The 21656-nt window shown below is 60.7% G+C and carries 27 protein-coding genes; 13 read left to right on the forward strand and 14 right to left on the reverse strand.

From position 1 onward, the window contains the following. The first annotated feature begins 83 nt into the window (after positions 1-83). Positions 84-911 carry an aldo/keto reductase gene (locus E2F50_RS10640; protein WP_133316092.1) on the forward strand — a complete coding sequence of 276 codons (828 nt, stop codon included), beginning with the start codon at positions 84-86 and terminating at the stop codon, positions 909-911. Here the strand turns inward: E2F50_RS10640 and E2F50_RS23660 are convergent. Beyond that, positions 874-1416, reverse strand: a complete 543-nt coding sequence (locus E2F50_RS23660) for a hypothetical protein (RefSeq protein WP_425375386.1) — start codon at positions 1414-1416, stop codon at positions 874-876. The two genes, E2F50_RS10640 and E2F50_RS23660, sit on opposite strands and share 38 nt — an antisense overlap. On the opposite strand from E2F50_RS23660, the gene E2F50_RS23665 reads away from it, so the two are divergent. After that, positions 1367-1516: a BrnA antitoxin family protein gene (locus E2F50_RS23665; RefSeq protein ID WP_425375384.1), complete on the forward strand. Its 150-nt coding sequence runs from the start codon at positions 1367-1369 to the stop codon at positions 1514-1516. The genes E2F50_RS23660 and E2F50_RS23665 overlap by 50 nt on opposite strands. A 78-nt stretch (positions 1517-1594) precedes the next feature. Here the strand turns inward: E2F50_RS23665 and E2F50_RS10655 are convergent, their stop codons facing one another. Then, on the reverse strand, positions 1595-2266 hold the full coding sequence (locus tag E2F50_RS10655) for a hypothetical protein (RefSeq protein ID WP_133316094.1): 672 nt from the start codon (positions 2264-2266) through the stop codon (positions 1595-1597). A gap of 185 nt (positions 2267-2451) precedes the next feature. Between E2F50_RS10655 and E2F50_RS10660 the strand changes: the two genes are divergently transcribed. After that, a complete protein-coding gene (locus E2F50_RS10660) occupies positions 2452-2841 on the forward strand; it encodes a response regulator (protein WP_133316095.1) in 390 nt (129 codons plus the stop codon). Positions 2842-2890: 49 nt separating this feature from the next. On the opposite strand, the gene E2F50_RS10665 is transcribed toward E2F50_RS10660, so the two are convergent. Together E2F50_RS10665 and E2F50_RS10670 are read right to left on the reverse strand one after the other, a co-directional pair. Beyond that, positions 2891-3883, reverse strand: a complete 993-nt coding sequence (locus E2F50_RS10665) for a magnesium transporter CorA family protein (RefSeq protein ID WP_133316096.1) — start codon at positions 3881-3883, stop codon at positions 2891-2893. A 212-nt stretch (positions 3884-4095) separates the two neighbouring features. Continuing rightward, complete coding sequence (locus tag E2F50_RS10670; RefSeq protein WP_133316410.1) at positions 4096-4719, reverse strand: pyridoxamine 5'-phosphate oxidase family protein; 624 nt, start codon at positions 4717-4719, stop codon at positions 4096-4098. Positions 4720-4825: 106 nt separating this feature from the next. Between E2F50_RS10670 and E2F50_RS10675 the strand changes: the two genes are divergently transcribed. Continuing rightward, entirely contained in the window at positions 4826-5737 is a 912-nt protein-coding gene (locus E2F50_RS10675; protein ID WP_133316097.1) for a LysR substrate-binding domain-containing protein, read from the forward strand. A gap of 64 nt (positions 5738-5801) precedes the next feature. Here the strand turns inward: E2F50_RS10675 and E2F50_RS10680 are convergent, their stop codons facing one another. Then, positions 5802-6191, reverse strand: a complete 390-nt coding sequence (locus E2F50_RS10680; RefSeq protein ID WP_133316098.1) for a hypothetical protein — start codon at positions 6189-6191, stop codon at positions 5802-5804. 115 nt (positions 6192-6306) lie between these two features. Continuing rightward, positions 6307-7284 carry a YihY/virulence factor BrkB family protein gene (locus tag E2F50_RS10685; RefSeq protein ID WP_133316099.1) on the reverse strand — a complete coding sequence of 326 codons (978 nt, stop codon included), beginning with the start codon at positions 7282-7284 and terminating at the stop codon, positions 6307-6309. 115 nt (positions 7285-7399) lie between these two features. Here E2F50_RS10685 and E2F50_RS10690 point away from each other — a divergent pair, with 115 nt between their 5' ends. Together E2F50_RS10690 and E2F50_RS10695 are read left to right on the forward strand one after the other, a co-directional pair. Then, positions 7400-8974: a helicase HerA-like C-terminal domain-containing protein gene (locus E2F50_RS10690; RefSeq protein ID WP_133316100.1), complete on the forward strand. Its 1575-nt coding sequence runs from the start codon at positions 7400-7402 to the stop codon at positions 8972-8974. 105 nt (positions 8975-9079) lie between these two features. Continuing rightward, on the forward strand, positions 9080-9481 hold the full coding sequence (locus E2F50_RS10695; RefSeq protein WP_133316101.1) for a type II toxin-antitoxin system HicB family antitoxin: 402 nt from the start codon (positions 9080-9082) through the stop codon (positions 9479-9481). Positions 9482-9516: 35 nt separating this feature from the next. Here the strand turns inward: E2F50_RS10695 and E2F50_RS10700 are convergent, their stop codons facing one another. Then, complete coding sequence (locus tag E2F50_RS10700) at positions 9517-9819, reverse strand: alkylphosphonate utilization protein (protein ID WP_133316102.1); 303 nt, start codon at positions 9817-9819, stop codon at positions 9517-9519. A 379-nt stretch (positions 9820-10198) separates the two neighbouring features. Between E2F50_RS10700 and E2F50_RS10710 the strand changes: the two genes are divergently transcribed. Next, on the forward strand, positions 10199-10924 hold the full coding sequence (locus E2F50_RS10710) for an SDR family oxidoreductase (protein ID WP_133316103.1): 726 nt from the start codon (positions 10199-10201) through the stop codon (positions 10922-10924). A 9-nt stretch (positions 10925-10933) separates the two neighbouring features. On the opposite strand, the gene E2F50_RS10715 is transcribed toward E2F50_RS10710, so the two are convergent. Beyond that, positions 10934-11350, reverse strand: a complete 417-nt coding sequence (locus E2F50_RS10715) for a winged helix-turn-helix transcriptional regulator (protein ID WP_133316104.1) — start codon at positions 11348-11350, stop codon at positions 10934-10936. Positions 11351-11452: 102 nt separating this feature from the next. Between E2F50_RS10715 and E2F50_RS10720 the strand changes: the two genes are divergently transcribed. Beyond that, positions 11453-12211 carry an SDR family oxidoreductase gene (locus tag E2F50_RS10720; protein ID WP_133316105.1) on the forward strand — a complete coding sequence of 253 codons (759 nt, stop codon included), beginning with the start codon at positions 11453-11455 and terminating at the stop codon, positions 12209-12211. An 83-nt stretch (positions 12212-12294) separates the two neighbouring features. On the opposite strand, the gene E2F50_RS10725 is transcribed toward E2F50_RS10720, so the two are convergent. The 3 genes from E2F50_RS10725 to E2F50_RS10735 all read right to left on the reverse strand — a co-directional run bounded on the left by E2F50_RS10725 (position 12295) and on the right by E2F50_RS10735 (position 14508). Continuing rightward, positions 12295-13086 (reverse strand): potassium channel family protein, encoded by a 792-nt coding sequence (locus tag E2F50_RS10725; protein WP_133316106.1) that lies wholly within the window; start codon positions 13084-13086, stop codon positions 12295-12297. A 76-nt stretch (positions 13087-13162) separates the two neighbouring features. After that, positions 13163-13987: a VOC family protein gene (locus tag E2F50_RS10730; RefSeq protein ID WP_133316107.1), complete on the reverse strand. Its 825-nt coding sequence runs from the start codon at positions 13985-13987 to the stop codon at positions 13163-13165. Positions 13988-14040: 53 nt separating this feature from the next. After that, entirely contained in the window at positions 14041-14508 is a 468-nt protein-coding gene (locus E2F50_RS10735; RefSeq protein ID WP_133316411.1) for a DUF1579 domain-containing protein, read from the reverse strand. Between the two features lie 139 nt (positions 14509-14647). On the opposite strand from E2F50_RS10735, the gene E2F50_RS10740 reads away from it, so the two are divergent. The 3 genes from E2F50_RS10740 to E2F50_RS10750 all read left to right on the forward strand — a co-directional run bounded on the left by E2F50_RS10740 (position 14648) and on the right by E2F50_RS10750 (position 16265). Beyond that, on the forward strand, positions 14648-15094 hold the full coding sequence (locus tag E2F50_RS10740) for a MarR family winged helix-turn-helix transcriptional regulator (RefSeq protein ID WP_161974115.1): 447 nt from the start codon (positions 14648-14650) through the stop codon (positions 15092-15094). A 126-nt stretch (positions 15095-15220) separates the two neighbouring features. Next, entirely contained in the window at positions 15221-15571 is a 351-nt protein-coding gene (locus E2F50_RS10745; protein WP_133316109.1) for a DUF861 domain-containing protein, read from the forward strand. A gap of 61 nt (positions 15572-15632) precedes the next feature. After that, positions 15633-16265, forward strand: coding sequence for a LysE family translocator (locus E2F50_RS10750; protein ID WP_133316110.1), 633 nt, complete (start codon positions 15633-15635; stop codon positions 16263-16265). 84 nt (positions 16266-16349) lie between these two features. Here the strand turns inward: E2F50_RS10750 and E2F50_RS10755 are convergent, their stop codons facing one another. Further along, the gene (locus tag E2F50_RS10755) at positions 16350-16772 is read right to left on the reverse strand and encodes an organic hydroperoxide resistance protein (RefSeq protein WP_133316111.1); all 423 of its coding nucleotides are present in this window, start codon (positions 16770-16772) and stop codon (positions 16350-16352) included. A 175-nt stretch (positions 16773-16947) separates the two neighbouring features. On the opposite strand from E2F50_RS10755, the gene E2F50_RS10760 reads away from it, so the two are divergent. Beyond that, entirely contained in the window at positions 16948-17412 is a 465-nt protein-coding gene (locus E2F50_RS10760; protein ID WP_133316112.1) for a MarR family winged helix-turn-helix transcriptional regulator, read from the forward strand. A gap of 45 nt (positions 17413-17457) precedes the next feature. On the opposite strand, the gene E2F50_RS10765 is transcribed toward E2F50_RS10760, so the two are convergent. Together E2F50_RS10765 and E2F50_RS10770 are read right to left on the reverse strand one after the other, a co-directional pair. Continuing rightward, a complete protein-coding gene (locus E2F50_RS10765; protein WP_202615437.1) occupies positions 17458-18174 on the reverse strand; it encodes a L,D-transpeptidase in 717 nt (238 codons plus the stop codon). Positions 18175-18394: 220 nt separating this feature from the next. Then, on the reverse strand, positions 18395-19219 hold the full coding sequence (locus tag E2F50_RS10770) for a L,D-transpeptidase (protein WP_133316113.1): 825 nt from the start codon (positions 19217-19219) through the stop codon (positions 18395-18397). A 310-nt stretch (positions 19220-19529) separates the two neighbouring features. Between E2F50_RS10770 and E2F50_RS10775 the strand changes: the two genes are divergently transcribed. Continuing rightward, positions 19530-21497 carry a methyl-accepting chemotaxis protein gene (locus E2F50_RS10775; protein WP_133316114.1) on the forward strand — a complete coding sequence of 656 codons (1968 nt, stop codon included), beginning with the start codon at positions 19530-19532 and terminating at the stop codon, positions 21495-21497. Positions 21498-21656 lie beyond the last annotated feature (159 nt).

Below are 21656 nucleotides of genomic sequence, written 5' to 3' on the forward strand. Positions count from 1 at the left end.
CGCAGAAGGTTGACCGCAACCGTAAAAGGCCCATCTAGCATGGGCCTCTTTTGCCCGTTCGGGCGCATATCTAGGAGTAATTCATGCATAATGTCAGCGCCAATGGCGCAAACATCCCGGCGCTCGGCTTCGGCACCTTCCGCATGCCGGATGCCGATGTCCACCGCATCTTGCCGCAGGCCCTGAAGCTCGGCTTCCGCCATGTCGATACGGCGCAGATCTACAAGAACGAGGCCGCAGTCGGCGACGTCATCGCCAATTCGGGCATTGCCCGCTCCGACATCTTTTTGACCACCAAGGTCTGGGTCGACCGCGTCGGCCACCAGGCCTTCATCGCTTCGGTGGACGAGAGCCTGCAGAAGCTGAAGACGGATCACGTCGACCTTCTGCTGCTCCACTGGCCACAGAGCGAGATGCCGCTCGCCGACCGGATCGGCGCGCTGAACGAGCTTCGCCAGGCCGGCAAGGTCAAGAACATCGGCATTTCCAACTTCTCGACTGCCTTGATGGCCGAAGCGGTTAAGCTTTCCGATGCGCCGATCGTCAACAACCAGATCGAATATCACCCCTATCTGGATCAGACCAAAGTGCTGGGCGAGGCCTCCAGGACCGGCGTGTCGGTGACCGCCTATTACCTGATGGCCGATGGCGCCGTGCCGAAGGACGAGGCGCTGAAGGATATCGGTGCCACGCATGGCAAGACGGCCGCACAGGTCGTACTGCGCTGGGCCGTGCAGCAGAAAGACGTCATCGCGCTGTCGAAGACGGCGACCGAAAGCCGCTTGCCGGAGAATTTCGAGATCTTCGACTTCGAGCTTTCCGAGGAAGAGATGGCTGCAATCCATAAGCTGGCCCGGCCAGACGGCCGCATCGTCAGCCCCGGCCACCTGGCGCCGGAATGGGACCAATAGGCTCCATCGCGATTGGACATCGAAGTGCGCCAGCTCTCACTGGCGCATTTTTTTTGCAAAGGATCAAGATAACGCAAATACTGACGATGGCGCGGCGTTTGTTTTTGTAGTAACAATTAATGGCGATTGTTTTTGATCCGGCGAAACGGCTTTCGACCCTCCAGTCGAGGGTCTCGACTTCGTCCATGCTGGTGAGGTGTTCGATGGGCCGCATCTGACCATCGAAGATGACCACACCGACTACGCTGAGACCCGATACTTCACTGTCGGCCTTCTGGCTGGCCGGATGGTCGTGGTTGTTTGGACGCCGCGAGGAGACGATCAAAGAATTATCAGCATGAGGAAAGCCAATGACCGAGAGCAAAAAGCGTTTGGCGGCCGACTTGCCGACCAATGAAGACGAGGCCCCCGATCTCACAGAAAGCCCTTGGCTGGAGCGACTGTCTGCAGCCCGGGTGACGCGCGGGCGGCCCAAGAGCCTGCGCAACAAGGTTTCGACAACCATCCGGCTCGATCCCGAGATCGTGCAAGCCTTCAGGTCGGGGGGGCCTGGATGGCAGTCACGCATCAACGAGGTCCTTCGTCAGTGGCTGGCAAGCCGCTAAACTGGCAGATTTCAAGCCGCAGCTGTCGGAGCGATAAGTGCGGAACGCGCGGGCGCCGGTCGCAGTGGCCTGACGGTTTCAGCCTTCGATGAAACCCTGCCGGACCAGTTCGTGCAGGGTTTCTATTTTCGGGCGCTTGGCCTTGCTGTTGCGGGTGATCCGCGGGCGGATATGGATCATGGCGGAATTCGCCAGGTCCTCATGCCAGCTCGACATAGCCCATTTGTCGCCGCCGGGAAGAATGCCGCCGGTAAAGCCGCTATGGCGGGCCAGCTGATGCATCACGCCCTCGTCTTCAAGGCGGCCATTTGAATATTTAAGAAGATCGACGAGCGGCAGCTTGGCACGAAACATCTGCCGGTGCGAGCGATCGAGCTTCCACAGCGAGCCGTTCCAATAGGGATAGCGCCAATGCACAAGACCTTTCATCTTGCGGATGAAGGCCCATTTCAATCGGCGCTGGAAGGGTCCGGACACTCCAATGCCGGGTTGTTCAAACAAGCTTTCGCGCGATCCCTTGCGCACGAACATGTCCGTGTCGAGCATGACGACCGTGTCATAGTCGTCGAACATCTCATCGAGCATGACCAGCTTCTGCATCGGCGCCGATAGTTGCTCCGAAAACACATTGCCTTCCAAAAACCGGTAATCGGCCTTTTCCCGATCCGCGAAGGCCTGGATATCGGCAATCGACCGGCGCTCCAGCTCACCTGGCGTACCGGTATAATGTTGCAATACGAGCCTTTTCACCAGTCGCTCCCCATCGTGCCAAGCCGCGTTTTTGTTTTCTGCTATCCAAAAGCACCCATGCCCGAAATTGCCCCGATATGGCAATGATGGTCTTGCCGCTGCAAACCTGCGATAAAAATCTGCTCAGCCTCGGAACGAATATTTACTTCATCGGTTCATGATGGGCGGATACTTCGGACGTGGGCATGAATAAGTATAATCAAGATGTAAAGCGTAAGATCCTCGTGCTTGAAGACGATGTTCTTCTTGCGATGGATATGGAAGATCACTTGCTCGGCAGCGGCTATGAGGTGATCGGGCCCTTTGGCAAAGTTTCGGAAGCGCTCGGCGCAATCGAAGAGATCAGCGTCGATGGCGCCGTGGTCGATCTCAACCTCAATGGCGAAATGTCCTTTCCCGTTATCGAAGCCCTGAAAGACCGCGGCCTGCCGGTCATCGTTTGTAGCGGATATGCGGAATTGCCTGAATTCAAGACTAGGCTGTCCGATGTGCCGCTGCTTTCCAAGCCATGCGATCCGAAGAAGCTGGTCGCCCTGTTATCGAAAGCTCGGAGCGCCAAGCAAGGCACGTCCTGATCGGCGGTGACCCGGACCGTAGAAGGTTTGGCTATCCCCGGCAGTCCGGTCAAAGCCAGCCGCGCCGCCGGAAATACAGATAAGGCATGACCATCGAAAAGATCATCATGCCGATCGCGACATGATAGCCGTAATGCCATTGCAGTTCCGGCTGGTAGGCAAAGTTCATTCCGTAGATCGAGGCGACCAGGGTCGGCGGCAGGAAAGCCACCGAGGCGACCGAAAAGATCTTGATGATCTGGTTCTGCTCCAGGTTGATCAGCCCGAGCGTCGCGTCGAGCAGGAAATTGATCTTGCCCGACAGGAAGGCCGAGTGATCGCCGAGTGACGTCGCATCCCGCTGCAGGAGCTTCAGGCGCTGACGCAATTCCTTGGAAAGCTTGCGGTCCACGCCATCGAGGGCTCCATAATAGGCGACAACGCGGCTGACGCTGACAAGGCTTTCCCGCGTTACGGTGATGAACTCGCCCTTCTGGCCGATGGACCGGATCAGTTCCTGCAGGTCGCGCGTCTTCTTGTTCACCTTGGCGCTCTTGGCGCTGAACACTTCCTGGGAAATCTGATCGATGTCATTGCCGAGCCGCTCCAGCGTATCCGCCATGCGGTCGATGATCGCCTCGATCAGCCCGGTGAAGATCAGCTCGCCGGAAGCAGCGTGGATGCTGCCGCCATTTGCCTTGCGGGCACGCGCCAGAAAGGCGTCGAAGGGCCGCGGTTCGGCATGGCGTACCGTGACCAGAACCTGGCCCTTGATGATGAAGGTGACCGGCACCTTTTGTGGCGTGCCCGCATGCGGCCGGGTCAGCACCGTCATGGTCATGAACTCGGCGCCATCTTCCTGATAAAGGCGGGCCGACAGCTCGATATCCTCCATCTCGTCCATGGTCGGAACGAGAATGCCCAGCCGTTCGCCGACAAGCCGCTCCTCCTCGGCCGTCGGGTTGACGAGATCGTACCAGACAATGGCCGGCGCGCCGTCGAGCGGAAGCTCCAGCGCAGCCGAAACGAGACGGTCGACATCATAGGCATGAATACGCAGCATGACGGCTCCTTGGGATCATCCATCTCCCGGAGCCGCAGACCGCACAAGGATCAGGGGCGCAGAGAAACAGGTCTGTATGACGTCGAACTTCGACTGTCGGGGTTCATCTCTGTTGTCCTTTGAAATAGAGCTGCCTGAACAGGTGCTCCTTCGCCGATTGAAATGTGCCTAAAAGGCGCGAATGTCAACACCTGCGCCCGAGCCTTTGCGGTCTAGGCGCGGCCTTCCAGGCGTGCCCTCAGCTCGGCGTTTTCCTTTTCCAGTTGCCCGAGGCGTTCACGCATGGGATTGATGGCCGAGACGACTTCCTCCTCCGTAAAGCGCGGGGTGATGTGCTGCTGGCAGTTCCAGTCGAAGCTGGCCAGCCGCAGGCGGAAGATGCGCTCGATCTTTGCCTTGTAATCCCCGTCCGTCACCAGCGCCGTCAGCGCCGGATTTTCGTCGACGCCGAGCTTTTCCACATGGGCATAGATCTTCAGCCGGGCGCGCCGCGGGTAATCCATGAGAAACAGGCAGGCGCGATCATTGGCCGCCCAGTTTCCGGTGCTGATATATTGCCGGTTGCCGCGATAGTCGGCAAAGGCCAGCGTCCGGTCATCCACCTGCTTGAGGAAGCCGCGCGGCCCACCCCTGTGCTGGACATAGGGCCAGCCGGTTTCGGAAACGGAGGCAATGTAGAAACTGTCCCGTTCAGCAATAAAGGCGCTCTCATTGTCGGTGAAGCTATCGAACTCCCGGTGGCCGCGGAAATCAGTCCAGATTTCATCGGCTCCCATTTCGGCCTGCGCCGCCCGTACGCTCGGTGTGATCGCAATATCCAGAAACCCGTAAGACATGATCGTGCCTCGACCTTTCGTTGCCGTGGCATCCATATGGATCCTTCCGCAAGCCGGAATAATAGGCTAGAAGTGGACATGACCTCTCCGAAATCTGGCAAGGCTAATGGATCGACTGGAAGCCATGTCATTGCTGATCAAGGTGGTGGAAAGCGGCAGCTTTTCCGCTGCGGCCCGAAGGCTCGGCATGCCGCTGACGACGATCAGCCGCAAGATTACGGACTTGGAAAATCTGCTCGGCGCAACGCTTCTGGTGCGTAGTACCCGCAAGCTCACTTTGACCGAAGCAGGCGCGGCCTATCTGGAAGCGGCACGGCGGATCATCAACGAGGTGGACGAGGCCGAGCGTGAGGTTGCCGGAGAGTTCAAGACGCCGAAGGGAGAACTGGTGATCACCGCTCCGGTGCAGTTCGGCCAGTTGCACGTCCTGCCGATCATCGCCGATTTCCTTGATCTGTTCCCCGAGATCAATGTCCGGCTTCTCCTCATCGACCGCAATGTCCAGATGCTGGAAGGGCACGTGGATATGGCCGTGCGGATCGGCAGCCTGCCCGACAGCACGATGATGGCGACGGCTGTCGGCTCCATGCGCACCGTCGTCTGCGCCAGCCCAACATTCCTGGCCGCGCATGGCTGCCTCGCCGACAGGCTGCTTACGCTCGATGTGCTTCAACGGCTGCCTTTGATCACTTTCGAGGGTCCGGCACCGGTGTCGGAATGGAGATTTGTCGATCCGCGGACGAAGGCGACGGCCCTGTTCCGGCCCGTCCCGCGCCTGTCGGTGACCACAGCGGAGGCGGCCGTGCGGGCAGCGCTTCGGCATGTCGGCGCAACCCGGCTTTTGTTTTACCAGGCCGCCGATGCCGTTGCCGCAGGAGAGTTGCAGATCATCCTTGAAGATTTCGAGCCGGAACCGGTGCCGGTCAGCCTCGTGCACGTGGCGCGCGGGCAGATGCCGCTGAAGATGCGCCGCTTTCTCGATTTTGCAGCTCCGCGCCTGAGAAACGTGCTGCACTAGGCGCCAAACGAAAGCCGCCGGCCTGCACGACCAGCGGCTCCATCCCAAACTATCAGCGAAACAATCAGACGAACTGGCTGAGACCCGGAACCGAGCCGACGACCGTGTCGACGGTTTCGTCGCCGGCATGTTCGCGGGCAACGGCCATGGTTTCCTTGGCAAGGCCGGTAATCTCTCCCATGCCGAGCCCCTGGCTCATCAGCTGTTGGCCAAGCGCCATGACGCCGCCACCGAAGCTCGACATAAGCCCACCCAGAAGACCGCCACCGCCGGCGCCTTCGCCATTGAACTTGGCCACCAGTTCCGGTGCGCCCGGGATCGCCGTGATCATTTTGGCGACGGCCGCTTCATCGGCTTCGCGCTGGAGAAAGCCCAGCATCATGCCGATCGCCTTTTCTGAGACGTCGGGAGCGATGCCGACCTTGTCGGCGACGCGGGAAACCAGTTCGTTCATGGGGAGATTCTCCTCGGAATTTGACGTTGACGTCAAGGTAATACACGCTCTTGTCGTGCGAGGCCAGCGCCGCGGATGGCGTCACCGCGACGAAAAGCAGTTTCGAGTGGCAAGTTCAATCGCTCGCCTTGCCGACCGTATCGGCCATATAGGCACCGCGGGCGCCCAGTTCCTTCGGCTCGCCGGTGGTCGAGTCGCGTGTCGTCTGGTGCTCCAGTTCGGCATTGATTTCTGCCCCGACGATGATGATGATGACTGACACCCAGGTCCAGACCATGAAGCCGATCAGGGCGCCGAGCGTGCCATAGGTGGCATTGTAATCGGCGAAATTGGAAAGGTAGAAGGACACGCCAAGCGATGCCGCCAGCCAGAAGACCGTGGCAAACACCGCGCCCCAGGTAATCCAGCGCAGTTTTGCCGGCTCCCGGCTGGGACCGAAACGGTACAGGATCATGATACCGGCGCCGACGAACAGCATCATGGCCGGCCAGCGGGCAAAGCTGATGATCCGTTCCGCCCAGCGATCCAGCCACAGGAATTTCAACACGGCCGGCACAACCCCCATGGCGATCATGATGACGATGGCAAGCACCAGTGCGCCGAGCGTGAAGCCGAGCGAAATGAGGTTGAGGCGCACCAGACTGCGTTTCTCGTTTTCGCCATAGGCGACGTTCATGGCATCGAACAGCGCCTTCATGCCGTTATTGGCGCTCCACAGGGCCAGCAGGAAACCGGCAATTAGCCCGATCGACAGGGTCGTGCCGCCGGCAGAAGCCAAGGCCCGCAACTGGTCGAGAAAAATATTCAAGGCATCGGCCGGCATGATCGTCGACAGGAAGGAGACCTTGTCGGCAATGGCGGCCGGATCCGAAAAGAAGCCGTAGAGCGAAACCAGCGCACTGATGGCCGGGAAAAGAGCGAGCAGCAGATAATAGGTGACGCCGGCGGCAATCAGCATGACCCGGTCGTCGTTGACGCCCTGGAAAATGCGCCAGAAGACATCCTTCAATCCGCGGGCGGGGATTTCGCTCGGCCTTTCCGCCTCCCGCCCGCGTTCTCCATCCATGGGAATTGTTGCATCGCTCATCGTCATGTCGCACCCAGCCTCCAGTGCTATGGGCAGCGACGGCGACGGCGAACCCGTTGCCCGCTCCCGCGGCACAGCCTATACCTGATCGCCAAAACGCCGACAGGGAGTGCATAGTTGCATGGAAGACGCGGGAAAACTTTTCATCGGCGGCAGCCGCAACCCCGACGAATCTTTCGGGAAATCCGAATACCTGGATCTGAAGTTCGGCAATCGCCACGGGCTGATCACTGGAGCGACCGGCACCGGCAAGACGGTGACGCTGCAAGTGTTGGCCGAAGGCTTTTCAAAGGCCGGCGTGCCGGTCTTCGCGGCCGACATCAAGGGCGACCTTTCGGGCATCGCGGCCAAGGGCGAGATGAAGGATTTCCTGCAGAAGCGGGCCGAGGACATTCATTTCGCCGATTACGAAAGCGAGCAGTTCCCGGTGATCTTCTGGGATATATTTGGCGAAAAAGGCCACCGGGTGCGCACCACCGTAGCTGAAATGGGGCCGCTGCTGCTCGCCCGGCTGATGGATGCGTCGGAGCCGCAGGAAGGTGTCCTCAACATCGCCTTCAAGCTGGCCGACAAGGCTGGCCTGCCGCTGCTTGACCTCAAGGACCTCACCGCCCTTCTGAACTACATGGCCGAGAATGCCAGCGAGCTCTCCACGCAGTTCGGGCTGATCTCCAAGGCATCCGTTGCGTCCATCCAGCGGGCACTGCTGGTGCTGGAACAGCAGGGGGCAGAGCATTTCTTCGGCGAGCCGGCGCTGAAGATCACCGACATCATGCGCATCAACCCGAACAATGGCTATGGCCAGATTTCGGTTCTCGCCGCCGATAAGCTGATGATGAATCCGAGGCTCTATGCGACCTTCCTGCTCTGGCTGCTGTCGGAACTGTTCGAGGAACTGCCGGAAGTCGGCGATCCCGACAAGCCTAAGCTGGTCTTCTTCTTCGACGAGGCGCACCTGCTGTTCAACGATGCCCCGAAAGTTCTGCTGGAACGGGTCGAGCAGGTGGTGCGACTGATCCGCTCCAAGGGCGTCGGCGTTTATTTCGTCACCCAGAACCCGCTCGACGTGCCGGAATCCGTGCTTGCCCAGCTCGGCAACCGTATCCAGCACGCGCTTCGCGCCTATACGCCGCGCGAACAGAAGGCGGTGAAGACGGCGGCCGATACGTTCCGCCCCAACCCCGCCTTCGATTGCGCCACCGCGATCACCCAGCTTTCCACCGGCGAGGCGCTGGTTTCGACACTTGAGGCCAAGGGCGTGCCGTCCGTGGTCGAGCGCACGCTGATCCGCCCGCCATCCGGCCGCATCGGCCCGCTGACAGATCAGGAACGGCAGGCGGTAATGGACCGCAGCCCGGTGCTCGGCGTTTATGACGAGGATCTGGATCGCGATTCCGCCTTCGAAATTCTTGCCGCACGCGCTAAACAGGCGGCAGACCAGGCTGCGGCAAAAAAGGCGCAGGACGAACTGGAGCCATCGCCGCCGGCGGGTTCCGGCGAAACCTCCGGCTGGACCCTGCCCGGCTTCGGCGACAAGGCGGATGACGATGGCGATGAGCGCAAACCGACGCGCGGCCGTTCCGGCTACCAGCGGGAAACGGTTGTCGAAGCGGCCATCAAAAGCGTCACCCGCACCGTTGCCACCCAGATCGGCAGGGCACTGGTACGCGGCATATTGGGGAGCCTGAAGCGCTAAGCGGAATGGCTGTCGGTCGGCTCGATGCTAACGCCGAACGCTATATCCCGATTGGTACGCTTAAAAGCATTGAAAGCCAGGCCGGATCGAAACTGAGGTAAGCGCATGCGTAATTATATCGCACTGATCCACAAGGACACCGATAGCAATTACGGCGTCTCGTTTCCCGATTTTCCCGGCATGGTGACCGCCGGCACCGATCTCGACGACGCCCGCCGCATGGCTGAGGAAGCCTTGGCGCTGCATGTCGAGGGGATGGTCGAAGATGGAGACGCGATACCGGAACCGTCTGCGCTGGAAGCCGTCATGGCCCATCCCGACAGCCGCGACGCCGTCGCCATCCTCGTGTCGCTGCGCATGGAGAGCAAGAAGGCGGTTCGGGTCAACATCACCCTGCCGGAAGACGTCCTGAAGGAGATTGACGCCTTCGCGGAAGCGCAGGGCCTGACCCGCTCGGGCTTCCTGGCAAGAGCAGCCAAACGCGAGATGCAGCATATCACGGCCTGACCTGCCGGCCCGTCAGCCACTGCCCTGCACCACCCTCACCGCTTGCGGACGAATTCGGTGCGCAGGACGAGGCCCTTGATGGCGTCATGGCGGCAGTCGATCTCTTCCGGATTGTCGGTGAGCCGGATCGACTTGATCACCGTGCCCTGCTTCAGCGTCTGCCCGGCGCCCTTGACCTTGAGATCCTTGATCAGCGTGACGGAATCGCCATCCTTGAGCACGGTTCCGGAGGCGTCGCGGACCTCGGCACCCGCTGCGGCGGCCGCCGCCATTTCGGAGGCCGGACGCCATTCGCCGGTCGCCTCGTCGTAAACGTAATCATCGTTGTCGGCTGCCATGGCAGTATCTCCTGGAACCGTTCAGTGGCCCGTTGCCGGCTTATACAGCCGGGCGGACCGGAGCAAGTGACAGTCGGGCAAGGCCGTCTTTACGTTCTTCCGGATGGTGGAGCGACGGATGCCGCTCGCTCCCGGGCGACAAGATCGACGAATGCTCTCAACGGCGCGGGCATGAACCGTTTCGAGAAGTAAAGCCGCGGCCCTTCGAATTCGGGCCACCATTGCGGCAATACGGCCTGCAGTTCGCCGCTCTTCAAATAGGGCTCGAGCCATTGTTCGCCATAGCGATCAGTCTATTTCGACTTAGGCTTATTATCAATCAGCGACAGACAACATAGGTTCAAGGCAGGCGGTTGTTCCGCGATTGAGAGGCAAACATATGACCAGCAAGACCGTTCTCATTACTGGTGCCAATAAAAGTATCGGCCTTGAAACAGCCCGCCAACTCGGCGCCCTCGGCTACCGTGTCTGGCTCGGAAGCCGAGACATCGAACGAGGCTCGGTTGCCGCGGCACAGCTGCGAAACGAAGGTTATGATATACGGGTGCTCGCCATTGACGTGACCAGTGACGAAAGCGTTCAGGCGGCTGAATCGCTTGTGCGCTCGGAAGACGGAAAGCTCAATGTGCTGATCAACAATGCAGGGATCCTTGGTGGACAGCCGACCGTGCCAAGTCAGCAGCCAGTCGACGAAATCCGCGAAGTCTATGAGACCAATGTATTTGGAGCCATCCGCGTGACGCAGACGTTTTTGCCGCTGCTCAAAGCCGCGGGCCACGCCAATGTCGTCATGGTGAGCAGCGGTCTGGGTTCCCTTGGTTGGCTTTCCGATCCCACCAACCAGTTCTTCGGCGTCAACATACTTGGCTATAACAGCTCCAAGTCTGCGCTTAATGCGGTCACCGTATCCTTTGCCAAGGAGCTTGCCGAAGCCGGCGTTAAGGTCAACTCTGCCGATCCGGGTTATACCGCAACAGACTTCAACGACCATTCCGGCTACCGGACCGTGGAGCAGGCTGCAGCCGGGATCGTCTGGCTGGCCAATCAGGATTCGTCCGGTCCTACCGGAGGCTTTTACTTCGAGCAGAGCCAGGTGCCTTGGTGAGCGGGGGGCCTACTTCTCCTCCCTCTCCTTGAACCGCTGGCGGGCGGCCTCGATTTCCGCGTGGCGGGATTCGGCCCATACCCAGACGCTGCAGAAGGCTTCGCCGAGGCTTCGGCCAAGCTCGGTCAGGCTGTATTCCACCTTGGGCGGGATGACCGGGTAAACCTTGCGCGACACGAAGCCGTCGCGCTCCATGGCCCGCAGCGTCTGGGTCAGCATTTTCTGGCTGATCCCGGTCGTCAGCCGGCCGACCTCCTTGAAGCGCAAGGTGCCGTGCTCTTCGAGAACCTCGAGGATCAGCATCGTCCATTTATCGGCAACCTGTCCGATAATGCCGGTCACCAATTCCTCCAGCGCCGGGTCAATTTCCGCGGGAACCTGTTTACCCGAAGCTGCGGTTCTTGCAGCAAGAACAGGCTGGCTCATCGACGCTCTCCTTTGGGTGCCTATAAATCTTCCGGGTGCCTTCTTACCGAAAGAGATTGATAGGCCTATTTTGCCCTCACGCAAACAGCAAAGGCGAAGACTATGAAAATGAACGGCAATACGATCCTCATCACCGGCGGCGGCTCCGGCATCGGCAAGGCGCTTGCTCAGGCATTTCATCAACTCGGCAACAAGGTCATCGTCACCGGTCGGCGGCGCGCCGCGCTCGACGAAATGACGGCGGCCAATCCGGGCATCGAGGCCATGGTGCTGGATGTCACAAATGCCGAAGCCGTCAAGGCGTTTGCCGCCGAGGTCACCGGCAAGCATCCCGAACTCAACGTCGTCATCAACAATGCCGGCATCATGGTCCCGGAAACCATTGCCGAAGCGCCCGATTATCTGAAGACGGCGGAAGATACGATCGCCACCAACCTGGTCGGACCGATCCGTCTGACGGCGGCGCTGCTGCCGCATCTGAAGAGCCAGGCCGACGCCACGGTCGTCACCGTTTCTTCCGGACTGTCCTTCGTGCCGCTGGTGATCACGCCCACCTATTCGGCCACCAAGGCCGGCATCCATTCCTATTCCATGGCGATCCGCGAGCAGCTGAAGGAAACCTCGGTGAAGGTGGTGGAAATTGCACCCCCCTATGTGCAGACCGAGCTGATGGGCGAGCGCCAGGCGAGCGATCCGAACGCCATGCCGCTTGCCGATTTCATCTCGGAAGTGATGCAGATCCTCACCGACCAGCCAGATGTCCGGGAAGTCATCGTCGAGCGCTGCAAGCCTTTGCGCTATGCCAGCGAGAGCGGCAATTTCGATGCGGTCTTCGGTCGCCTCAATTCCCAGCAGCATTAGCCGGCGGGGACAATCGACAGCAGCTTTCGGGCTAGGGCTTGCGGCGGACTTCACACCCGCCGTGGCCAAGCACAAGGTCTTCGTCAGCTGTCGTCGTTGGGGATCTTCAGGGTTTCGCCGCAGGCCTTGCAATGCACCGCGTCGAGATCGTGTCGCTGCAGCCCGCAGGTGGGACACGGAAAGGTAACCTTGAACGGCCGCACGACCGACTGGGCAAGCCGGACGAACAGCGAGATGCCGACAATCATCGTTACCACGGAAGTCAGCTTTCCCAGCGTACCGGGGAGCGTGATATCGCCGAAGCCGGTGGTGGTGACGGTGGCGACCGTGAAATACAGGGCGTCTACGAAGCCTTCGCCGCCCTCGCGGTTATAGAAGAAGCTCGTGTAAACAAAGCCGGTGATGACGAACAGGAAGACCAGGAAGTTCAGCACCGCCTTGATGACGTCCAGCAGATGCGCATATCCGGCCCGCCTCAGGCCCTCCCGCAAGAGCGGGCTATTGCCGATCGCCCAGAGCCGCATGATGCGCAGGAAGGCGAAGTTGTAGAGCAGGTCCGGAAACAACAGCGTCGCCAGGATAACGATGTCGATCCAGGTCATAGCCCGGCTGATCCAGACCCGCAGGCTCGGCGCCGACAGGGCGCGCGCCAGCATTTCCCCGAAAATCCAGATGGCGACGATATAGTCGATGACGAGATAGGTGGGGCCGGTTCGCAGATAGGGCCCCAGCAGGAAGAAGGCGAGGATGGCGAGGTCGATGACGGCCAGCAGCACCTGCCAGCGCAGCGCCCATTGGTCGCGCCCTTGTTCAAGCCGCTGCAGGCTCTTGCGCATCCGGAAGGGCAGCGAGGCGGATGGAGGGGGTGTGACCATGCGCTGGAGATAGAGCCGGTCCGAGGCGCTTCAAGACAGGGCCGGTGTTAGCGATCCGCCGTCCGATGGTCTGCGATTACCTCTTGGGCCCCACCAGCGAAAAGAAGGCGCCCTGCGGGTCCTTGGCTTGGACGATCCAGGAACCGCCGGGCACTTCCATCGGGCCATGCACCACGGTGCCGCCGCCGGCCGCGAGCCGGTCGATGGCGGCATCGATCGCATTCACATTGAAATAATAGGCCCAGCACGCAAGCGGAACCGTCGACGGGCGGGTCATCATGCCGCCGATTACCCTCCCCCGATGAGCAAAAATCCGGTAGACGCCCATCGGCCCCATGTCCATGTCGTGATCCAGGGTCCAGCCGAAGACCTGCGCATAGAACCGAAATGCTTCCTCACAGTCACCGGCATAAAGCTCGTACCAGCCGACATTGCCGGGCGCCTCGGGCGGCAGTTGCTGCGGCGGATTTTCCGGCGGCAAAGGCGTCATGATGCAGATTACCGCGCCATGCGGATCGGCCACGACGGCGAAGCGGCCGATGCCCGGAATATCCTCTGGCGGGCGCCGAACGCTTCCGCCGAGCGATGTAAACTGCCTGGCGCTTTCGTCGACATCGTCGACGGCGACGTAACCGGTCCAGTTCGGCGGCACCTGGCCTTCGAGTTCCGGCGGAAAGCTCATCATGCCGCCGATGCCGGGGCAATTCTCGCCCTCGCCCATTTCGAACAGGAAATAGGATGGCATGCCGTCCATTTTGAGTTCCCTGACATTCCAGCCGATGACCGCAGTATAAAATTCGCCTGCGGCCCTGGTGTCGGGCGTCATCAGTTCGCACCAGATGAACTTGCCGTGGATTTCATTATCCACTTCAGTCTGGCTTCCGGTTGCTGTCTGCAGCATCGTCGTCTCCTCCTAAGGACTATTGCGGTCCAAGATGTCCGGCACTCCGCTGTTCAGCCCTTGCGTGTGTAGTGGGCTTCCATGAACTGCTTCCAGGAACCGTCCGGCTGCCGCGCGCTGGAATTGAAGATGCGGTGATTGTCGTCGGTAAAGATGATCTGTTCGCGGTAGTCACAAGTTTTGTCGGGCTCAGCCATATCCGGCCCCACGGTGTAGAGACTGAGGGTTGTGCCATCTTCCGATACCTCTCCCTCATAAACCCAGATGTGGTTCATCATCGAGCCGATCCAGCTGCCGACATATTTATTCTTGGCAGGATCATATCCGAGGGTAAGGATCGTGGTGGCGGCCCCGCCTCCCGGCATCTGGCCGCTGCCTTCGGCGACGAACCAGATGCCCTGCAGCGAGCGGCAAACCTCCGTCCACGGCGCTCCATCGCTCATTTCAGGGGCGTGAACTTCCCAGGCCCCCACCATCCGCTGGAGAAAGCTGTGCTCCATCTGCGGCTTCGGCAATTGCATTCCCATTGTCGTCTCCTCCCCAGTCAACGATTTCGTGCGGTTCAATGGCAGCAGGATGCCGCCGGCTCAGGCTTCTGCTCGTATTCGTCGTAGCGCTTTCCTTGACAGATTGCGTTGATATCAACATAATCGTTGGATGCTGTCAAACGCCGATTCGATTCCTTTCTCGACCACGCTGCATGTTCGCGACACCTGCCTTTGTCTTCATGTCCAGCGTGCCGCCCGCGCCCTTGCCCGGCGCTTCGACAATGCGATGAAGCCTGTCGGGCTGACGAACGGGCAATTCTCGCTGCTGATGTCGCTGAACCGCCCGAAGCCGGCGACCATGACGTCCGTCGCCCACCTGCTTGCCATGGACCGGACGACCCTGACGGCTGCACTCAAGGTTCTGGAACGGCGCGGTCTTGTTGAAAACTCGACCGATCCGAGCGACCGTCGCGGACGGCTGCTGAAGCTGACGGATGCGGGAATGGCGGCGCTGACGGCCGCCCTGCCGATTTGGACGCGCGTGCATGCGGAACTGCAAGAGGCGCTGGGCGAAGGTGGCGCGGAGGGGCTGCGCCTGCAATTGACGGCAATTGGTTGAAGCGCGTTGAATGCCGCAGGAGCGCCGGTGCCAATGGCGAGAATCTCCTGTAGTCTTGAGGCAATGGAACAAGATCGGGCTCGTGCCTTCGGCCATAGCGCGGTTGATCAAAGGGAGAACCAGTTCATGGAAGTTCGCAAATTTGCCTTGAACGACGCGTCCTTCGAGCGCTCGCCGGGCCAAAATGGTGAAATCTACACCGCAAACATGGTGGATCAACGCGACGGCGGCCCGGTCACGGTCGGGTTCGGCCGCTATGGGGCGGATCAAAGTCTTGAGGAGACGATGGCGGTTCATGATACGATGGTGATCCTGGAAGGGCGCCTGACGGTGTCGAGCGACGCAGGCTCGGTGACCGCCGGTCCAGGCGAGATCGTTTACATGCCGAAGGGCGAGAAGGTCACCATCCGCTCCCATGCCGAAGGCGCCGTCACCGCCTATGTCACCTATCCCCACTGGCAGGAGCCGGGCGCCTGACCGGTTCGGGCAGCGATAAATTCTCGTTCTTTGCGTTTTTCATCCTGTTGCGAGGCCGTGCATGCCGTCCTTTGAGCTTCTGGTCACCTTCTTCATCACCACGGCGCTGTTCGCCTATATCCCGGGGCCGGCCATGCTGTATGCGGCGGCGCAGACGCTGGCGGGTGGGCGGCGGGCGGGCCTGATGGCCTCGCTCGGCATCCATCTTGGCTGCTATGTGCATGTTGTCAGTGCGGCAGCTGGCCTTTCGCTGCTCTTCCACGCCGTGCCGATTTTATATTCGGCCGTGAAGCTGGTCGGTGCCGCCTATCTCATCTGGCTCGGCATTTCGCTGTTCCGCGCCCGGACCGAAGATGGCAAGAGCTCAGCGCCTGCGCCGCAGAAATCCGCCCGGCGCGCTTTTTTCGAAAGCATTACGGTCGAAGTGCTCAACCCGAAGACCGCCCTTTTCTTCATGGCCTTCCTGCCGCAGTTCATCGATCCGGCGGCGAGCTTTCCAGTCTGGATGCAGTTTCTCGTGCTCGGCACGATCGTCAACCTGATCTTCTCTTCGGCGGATATCGTCTGCGTTGCCATGGCGGGCGCGGTGATCGGTCGTCTGAAACGGTCCTCGCGGACGCAAAGGCTGATGCAGCGCGCCGGCGGCACGTTGCTGATCGCTCTCGGAACCCATCTCGCCCTGCAGAAGACATGAAAAAGGCCGGATGCCGTTTCGGGCTCCAGCCTTCTTGTGGTGTGCGAAAGGTCCGCCCTCGAGGCGGGCCAGCGTCATCGTAAATTAGGCAACCGTGACCGGCACTTCGGTCGAGGTGCGCATGGCGTGGCTGTAGGGGCAAACGATATGCGCCTTGGCGACCAGATCTTCCGCCTGCGCCTTGTCCATGCCCGGAATGTCAACCGATAGCGACACTTCGATGCCGAAGCCGGTGCCGTCTTCCCGCGGGCCGATACCGACGGTCGCGGTCACCTTGGCATCTTCCGGGATCTTGACCTTTTCCTTGCCGGCGACGGCCTTCAGCGCGCCGAGGAAGCAGGCTGAATAACCGACTGCAAAGAGCTGCTCTGGGTTGGTACCGGTGGCGCCGTCGCCGCCGAGTTCCTTTGGCACGGTCAGCGTCACATCGAGGACGCCGTTTTCAGAAGCGCCGTGGCCTGCGCGGCCGCCGGTTGCGGAACCCTTGGTGGTGTAAAGAATAGCCATGTTTCGAACTCCTTTGAACGTCGTCCAGTTAAAATGTCGCTCGCAACTCAATTGCGCACAATCTAATTACGCGCATTGCAAAGCGGCGTCAAGCCTGCGACAATGCCAAACGGAAAAAAGATGCAGGCTTGCTGAAAAGCAGATAGCGCATGAGATGTTGAAGTCAGGACCTGCCATGGCAAAAAGCTCCCGCCCCGCCAATGAAGCTGCGGACATCCGTCTGGATGCGCAGCTGTGCTTTGCTCTTTACGGAGCAGCCCACGCGTTTACGCGGACCTACAAGCCGCTTCTTGAACCGCTCGGCCTAACTTATCCGCAATATCTGGTGATGATCGCCCTGTGGGAAGAGGACGGGCAGCCGGTCAAGGCGATCGGTGACAGGCTGGGGCTCGATTCCGGCACGCTTTCGCCGCTGCTGAAACGGCTGGAACAATCGGGCCTCGTGTCGCGACAGCGAGACCGTGACGACGAGCGCCAGGTGCGCATCAGCCTGACGCAGAAGGGCCAGGATCTCAAGAGCAACGCGGCAGGCGTCAGGGCGGCGATCGGCCAAGCGCTCGGCTGCGGCCGCGAGGAGGTCGAGGCCTTGCGCGACGACTTGATAGCGCTGAAGAAGAGGCTGCTGAAAGCCGGACAATGAGCCCTTCCGGAAAGATCCGGAAAGGCTTGGCATTTGTCGAGCCGGTTACTGCCAGACCAGCACGCGCGCCTTTTCCGGCACGCGCTCGTAAAGATCGATAATGTCCTGGTTCATCAGGCGCACGCAGCCTGATGACACGGCCTTGCCAATTGAGTTCCATTCCGGGGAGCCGTGCAAGCGATAAAGCGTGTCTTGGCCGTTCTGGAAGATATAAAGGGCGCGGGCACCGAGCGGGTTGGTCAGGCCCGGCGGCATGCCGCCATTCTTGGCGGAATATTTGACCAGCTCCGGCTGACGCGCGACCATTTCATCCGGCGGCGTCCATTTCGGCCATTTCTGCCGCCATTGGATCACGCCTTCGCCGCTCCAGGAAAAGCCTTCGCGGCCGATGCCGACGCCGTAGCGCATGGCCGATCCGCCTGGCTCTACCAGATAAAGGAAGCGCGACGGCGTATCGACGACGATCGTGCCGGGACGTTCGCCGGTCGGATCGACGACCCGCTGGCGGTAATAGCGCGGATTGATCTGCTGGTAGGGGATGGCCGGGACGACAAACCCGTTGTCGACCACAGTGCCATACATCTGTTCGAGATCAGACGGACCATCAGCCATGGCATCGGGTGACCGGAAGCTTACGCCGTCGCGATAGGTAATCACAGAACCGCTCGGGGCCGGGCCGGTCGAAGCGCAGCCGGCGAGAGACGCCGTCCCCGCGCCCAGGAGAGACAAAAAGCCTCGGCGGGAAAAACTAGTATTCATCATGTCAGGCAGGACCACCCCAGAAAAAACGCATCTCGTGCACAAGTCCACTTCAACGGGAGGAAAGTCAAAAGGTTCCGACTCGCCTGACCGGCCGTGACCATAGGCCTGTGACAATAAATCAACTATTCACGACGGCCACACGGCCGATCACTCCACCGCGACGAGAGACGACAAGAGCCTTGGGACCTCGCCTCGAGAGGAGTGCGATCGCGCGTTTGCCTTAGAGAACGACGATGGGGGTGCCGGAGGGTACCCGCTCGAAGAGGTCGATGACGTCCTGGTTGAGCATCCGGACGCAGCCCGAAGAGGTGGCGTGGCCGACCGACTGCCAATCCGGCGTGCCGTGGACACGGTAGAGCGTGTCCTTGCCATCCTTGAAGATGTAGAGAGCGCGCGCGCCGAGCGGATTGTTGAGCCCCGGCATGGCGCCGCCTTCGGCCGCCGCAAACTGCCGCAGTTCCGGCTGGCGCGAGACCATGTCATCGGGCGGCGTCCACCGCGGCCACTTGGCCTTGCGCTGGATCACGCCCCTGCCCTGCCAGGAGAAGCCGGCCTTGCCAAGGCCCACACCGTAACGAATGGCCCTGCCGCCCGGCTGCACCAGGTAAAGAAAATTAGCGCGCGTATCGACAACGATCGCGCCGACCGGCTCGCGGGTGGCATAATCAACCTCCTGGCGGAGGAAGCGGGAATCGATGCGGGAATAAGGAATGGCCGGCAGCGTATGGCCATCGTCGCGGATCACGTCATACATGATCCGGTGCACCGGACTGGAAACCGGCATGCCATAGGTCTGGTGGAAGGTGGTGGGGATGATCTGCCGCTTTTGCGGGATCGCTCCCGGCGTCGGAGGCGGCTGGTTCGACGGCGGATCCTGATACGGCGGCACGTAGAAGACCGGACGCGTTTCCTGCACGAAGACAGCCGGGTCAGTGCGCGTCGTATCGGTGACGAAGGGCACGGTGCAGCCGGCGAGCGTCACGCCTGCGGACAGCGCGAGGGAAAAACCAAGAGTTCGGTGCAAGGATCTGTTTGACTGCAGCATGGGGACCCGCTTCCGGCAGATGATATCGGCTCCTGCATGGCAGACGCGGCTGGCGCGAAGCTGGCGCTCATCGCGCACTTTGCCGACGATACCGCGATTGTGAACATGCCTGTCTGCGCCAGCCGAAGAGATGGCATGATCGGCTGAGCAACTCCTTCAATCGCTATTACCTAATATTCGAATTCTCGTAGATGAAAAATCAGGTTTCCACTCGTTTCTATTTGGTAAACCATCCGCGGCAGGATCTAGCCTCGATGCGCTGATCCCGAGCTTGCCGGGGTCGACCCTTACTCAAGCTCGCGGTTTGCCTATGTCTCGTCCAAAAATCAAAACTGTCCTCGCCTCCATCATGGTAGGCCTCGCCCTCGCATTCGTCATGTTCGCTGGCTTTGCCCTGAACCGGCTGAGCGCCATCAACGAAAACGTCTCGCAGATTTACCAGGACAACATGCCCACCCTGGATGCGGTGAAGGACATGCAGGTCCAGCTGGCGGAAATGCGCGTCGCTTATCGCAGCCACATCCTCCGTTCCGATGCGGAAGGCAAGGCGAATGCGGCCAAGAGCATCGAGACTGCCATCGCCAGCTTGAAAAAGGACGAGGCTGCCTATCGCGCTCTTGGTCCGATCGACGAAGAAGCCCGATTGATCGATGGTTTCGACAAGAGCCTTGCAGAATATACGGCCGCCGGCACAAAGGTTCTCGAGTTTTCGACTGCAGGAAAGCTCGACGAAGCAAACGACATTCTGCGCAATGTCATGGCAAAAACGTCGGATGCTGCAAGAGCTGCTCTCGACCGCATGCTGGAACTGTCGCGGGTCACGGCGGCGGAAGCCTTTGCCGAAGCCGGCCAGGCCTATGACCGCACATTTACCGTTGCAATCGTTTCGGTCGTTGCCCTGATGCTGGCGATCGTCGGCGCCATCTGGTTTGCTCTTTCAGGCATTGCCAAGCCTATCGAGAATATCACCCAGTCGATGAAGAACCTGGCCGGCGGCGACGCCGAAAGCGCCATCCCCTATCCGGGCCGCCAGGATGAAATCGGCGAAATGGCTGCCGCTGTGGGGGTCTTCCGCAGCAATGCGCTCGACAATCGCCGCCTTGAGCAGGAGACCTCTGCCCAGCGTCATCAGTCGGAAGAACAGCAGCGTCGTGCAGCCGAGCAGGATCGTGTTCGCGCCGAAGCCATGGCGCAGGCAACAAGCGGTCTCGCCGATGGCCTGAAGCAGCTGTCCGCCGGCAATCTCAGCTTCCAGCTCAGCCAGCCCTTCGCCGCCGATTTCGAAAGCCTGCGCGCCGACTTCAACACGGCCGTGGAACAGCTGCGCGGCACGCTCGGTGCCGTTTCCCAGGCGACCAGCTCGATCGACAGTGGTTCGCGCGAAGTCAGCCAGAGCGCCGACGATCTGGCCAAGCGCACCGAACAGCAGGCCGCCTCGCTCGAACAGACCGCAGCGGCTCTCGACGAGATCACCGCCAATGTGTCGAACTCCTCCAAGCGTGCCGAAGAGGCCCGCACGGTGGCCATCCAGGCCAATGAAAGCGCCCGCCATTCCGGTGCCGTCGTGGCCAATGCCGTCGATGCCATGGGGAAGATCGAGCAGTCCTCCAGCCAGATCTCCTCGATCATCTCGGTGATCGACGAGATCGCCTTCCAGACCAACCTTCTCGCGCTGAATGCCGGCGTCGAAGCGGCGCGTGCAGGCGAAGCCGGCAAGGGCTTTGCGGTGGTTGCCCAGGAAGTGCGCGAACTGGCCCAGCGGTCCGCCAAGGCGGCCAAGGAGATCAAGGACCTGATCCGCAATTCTTCCGTCGACGTGGAAAGCGGCGTCAAGCTGGTCAGCGAGACCGGCGATGCCCTGAAGACGATCGAAGGCTATATCGTCACCATCAACCAGCACATGGACTCGATCGCCACCTCGGCGCGCGAGCAGTCGGTCGGCCTGTCGGAAGTCAACACCGCCGTCAACCAGATGGACCAGGTGACGCAGCAGAACGCCGCCATGGTCGAGGAAGCCAATGCCGCCGGTGCAACGCTTGCCAATGAAGCCGCCCGCCTGCGAGAACTGATCGGCCGGTTCGATCTTGGTGCCGGTGCAAGCCTGTCGCAGTCCAACCAGCTGCGCCGCACGGCGCAGGTCATGGCTGCCTCGCCGCAGTCCAGGCCTGCCGCTTCGCCAGCCCGCAGCATGGTCGGCAAGATCGCCCAGGCCTTTACCGGCCGCTCAAGTGCCGCCGCCGCGCCATCGGCCGCCGCCGACAGCTGGGAAGAATTCTGATCCCAGCATTAGCAGCAAACATGAAAAGGCGGGGCCACAAGCCCCGCCTTTTGTTTTGCCAGATGGCTTCCCTGCACGTCGGGCAGGAACCATTGGCAGGAACCTTGGTTACCACCCCCGCTACAGGATCCTGACAATGTTGAAGAGCTGACGAGGAAG

The organism is Rhizobium deserti (assembly GCF_004358025.1).
GTDB classification, from domain to species: Bacteria; Pseudomonadota; Alphaproteobacteria; order Rhizobiales; family Rhizobiaceae; genus Neorhizobium; species Neorhizobium deserti.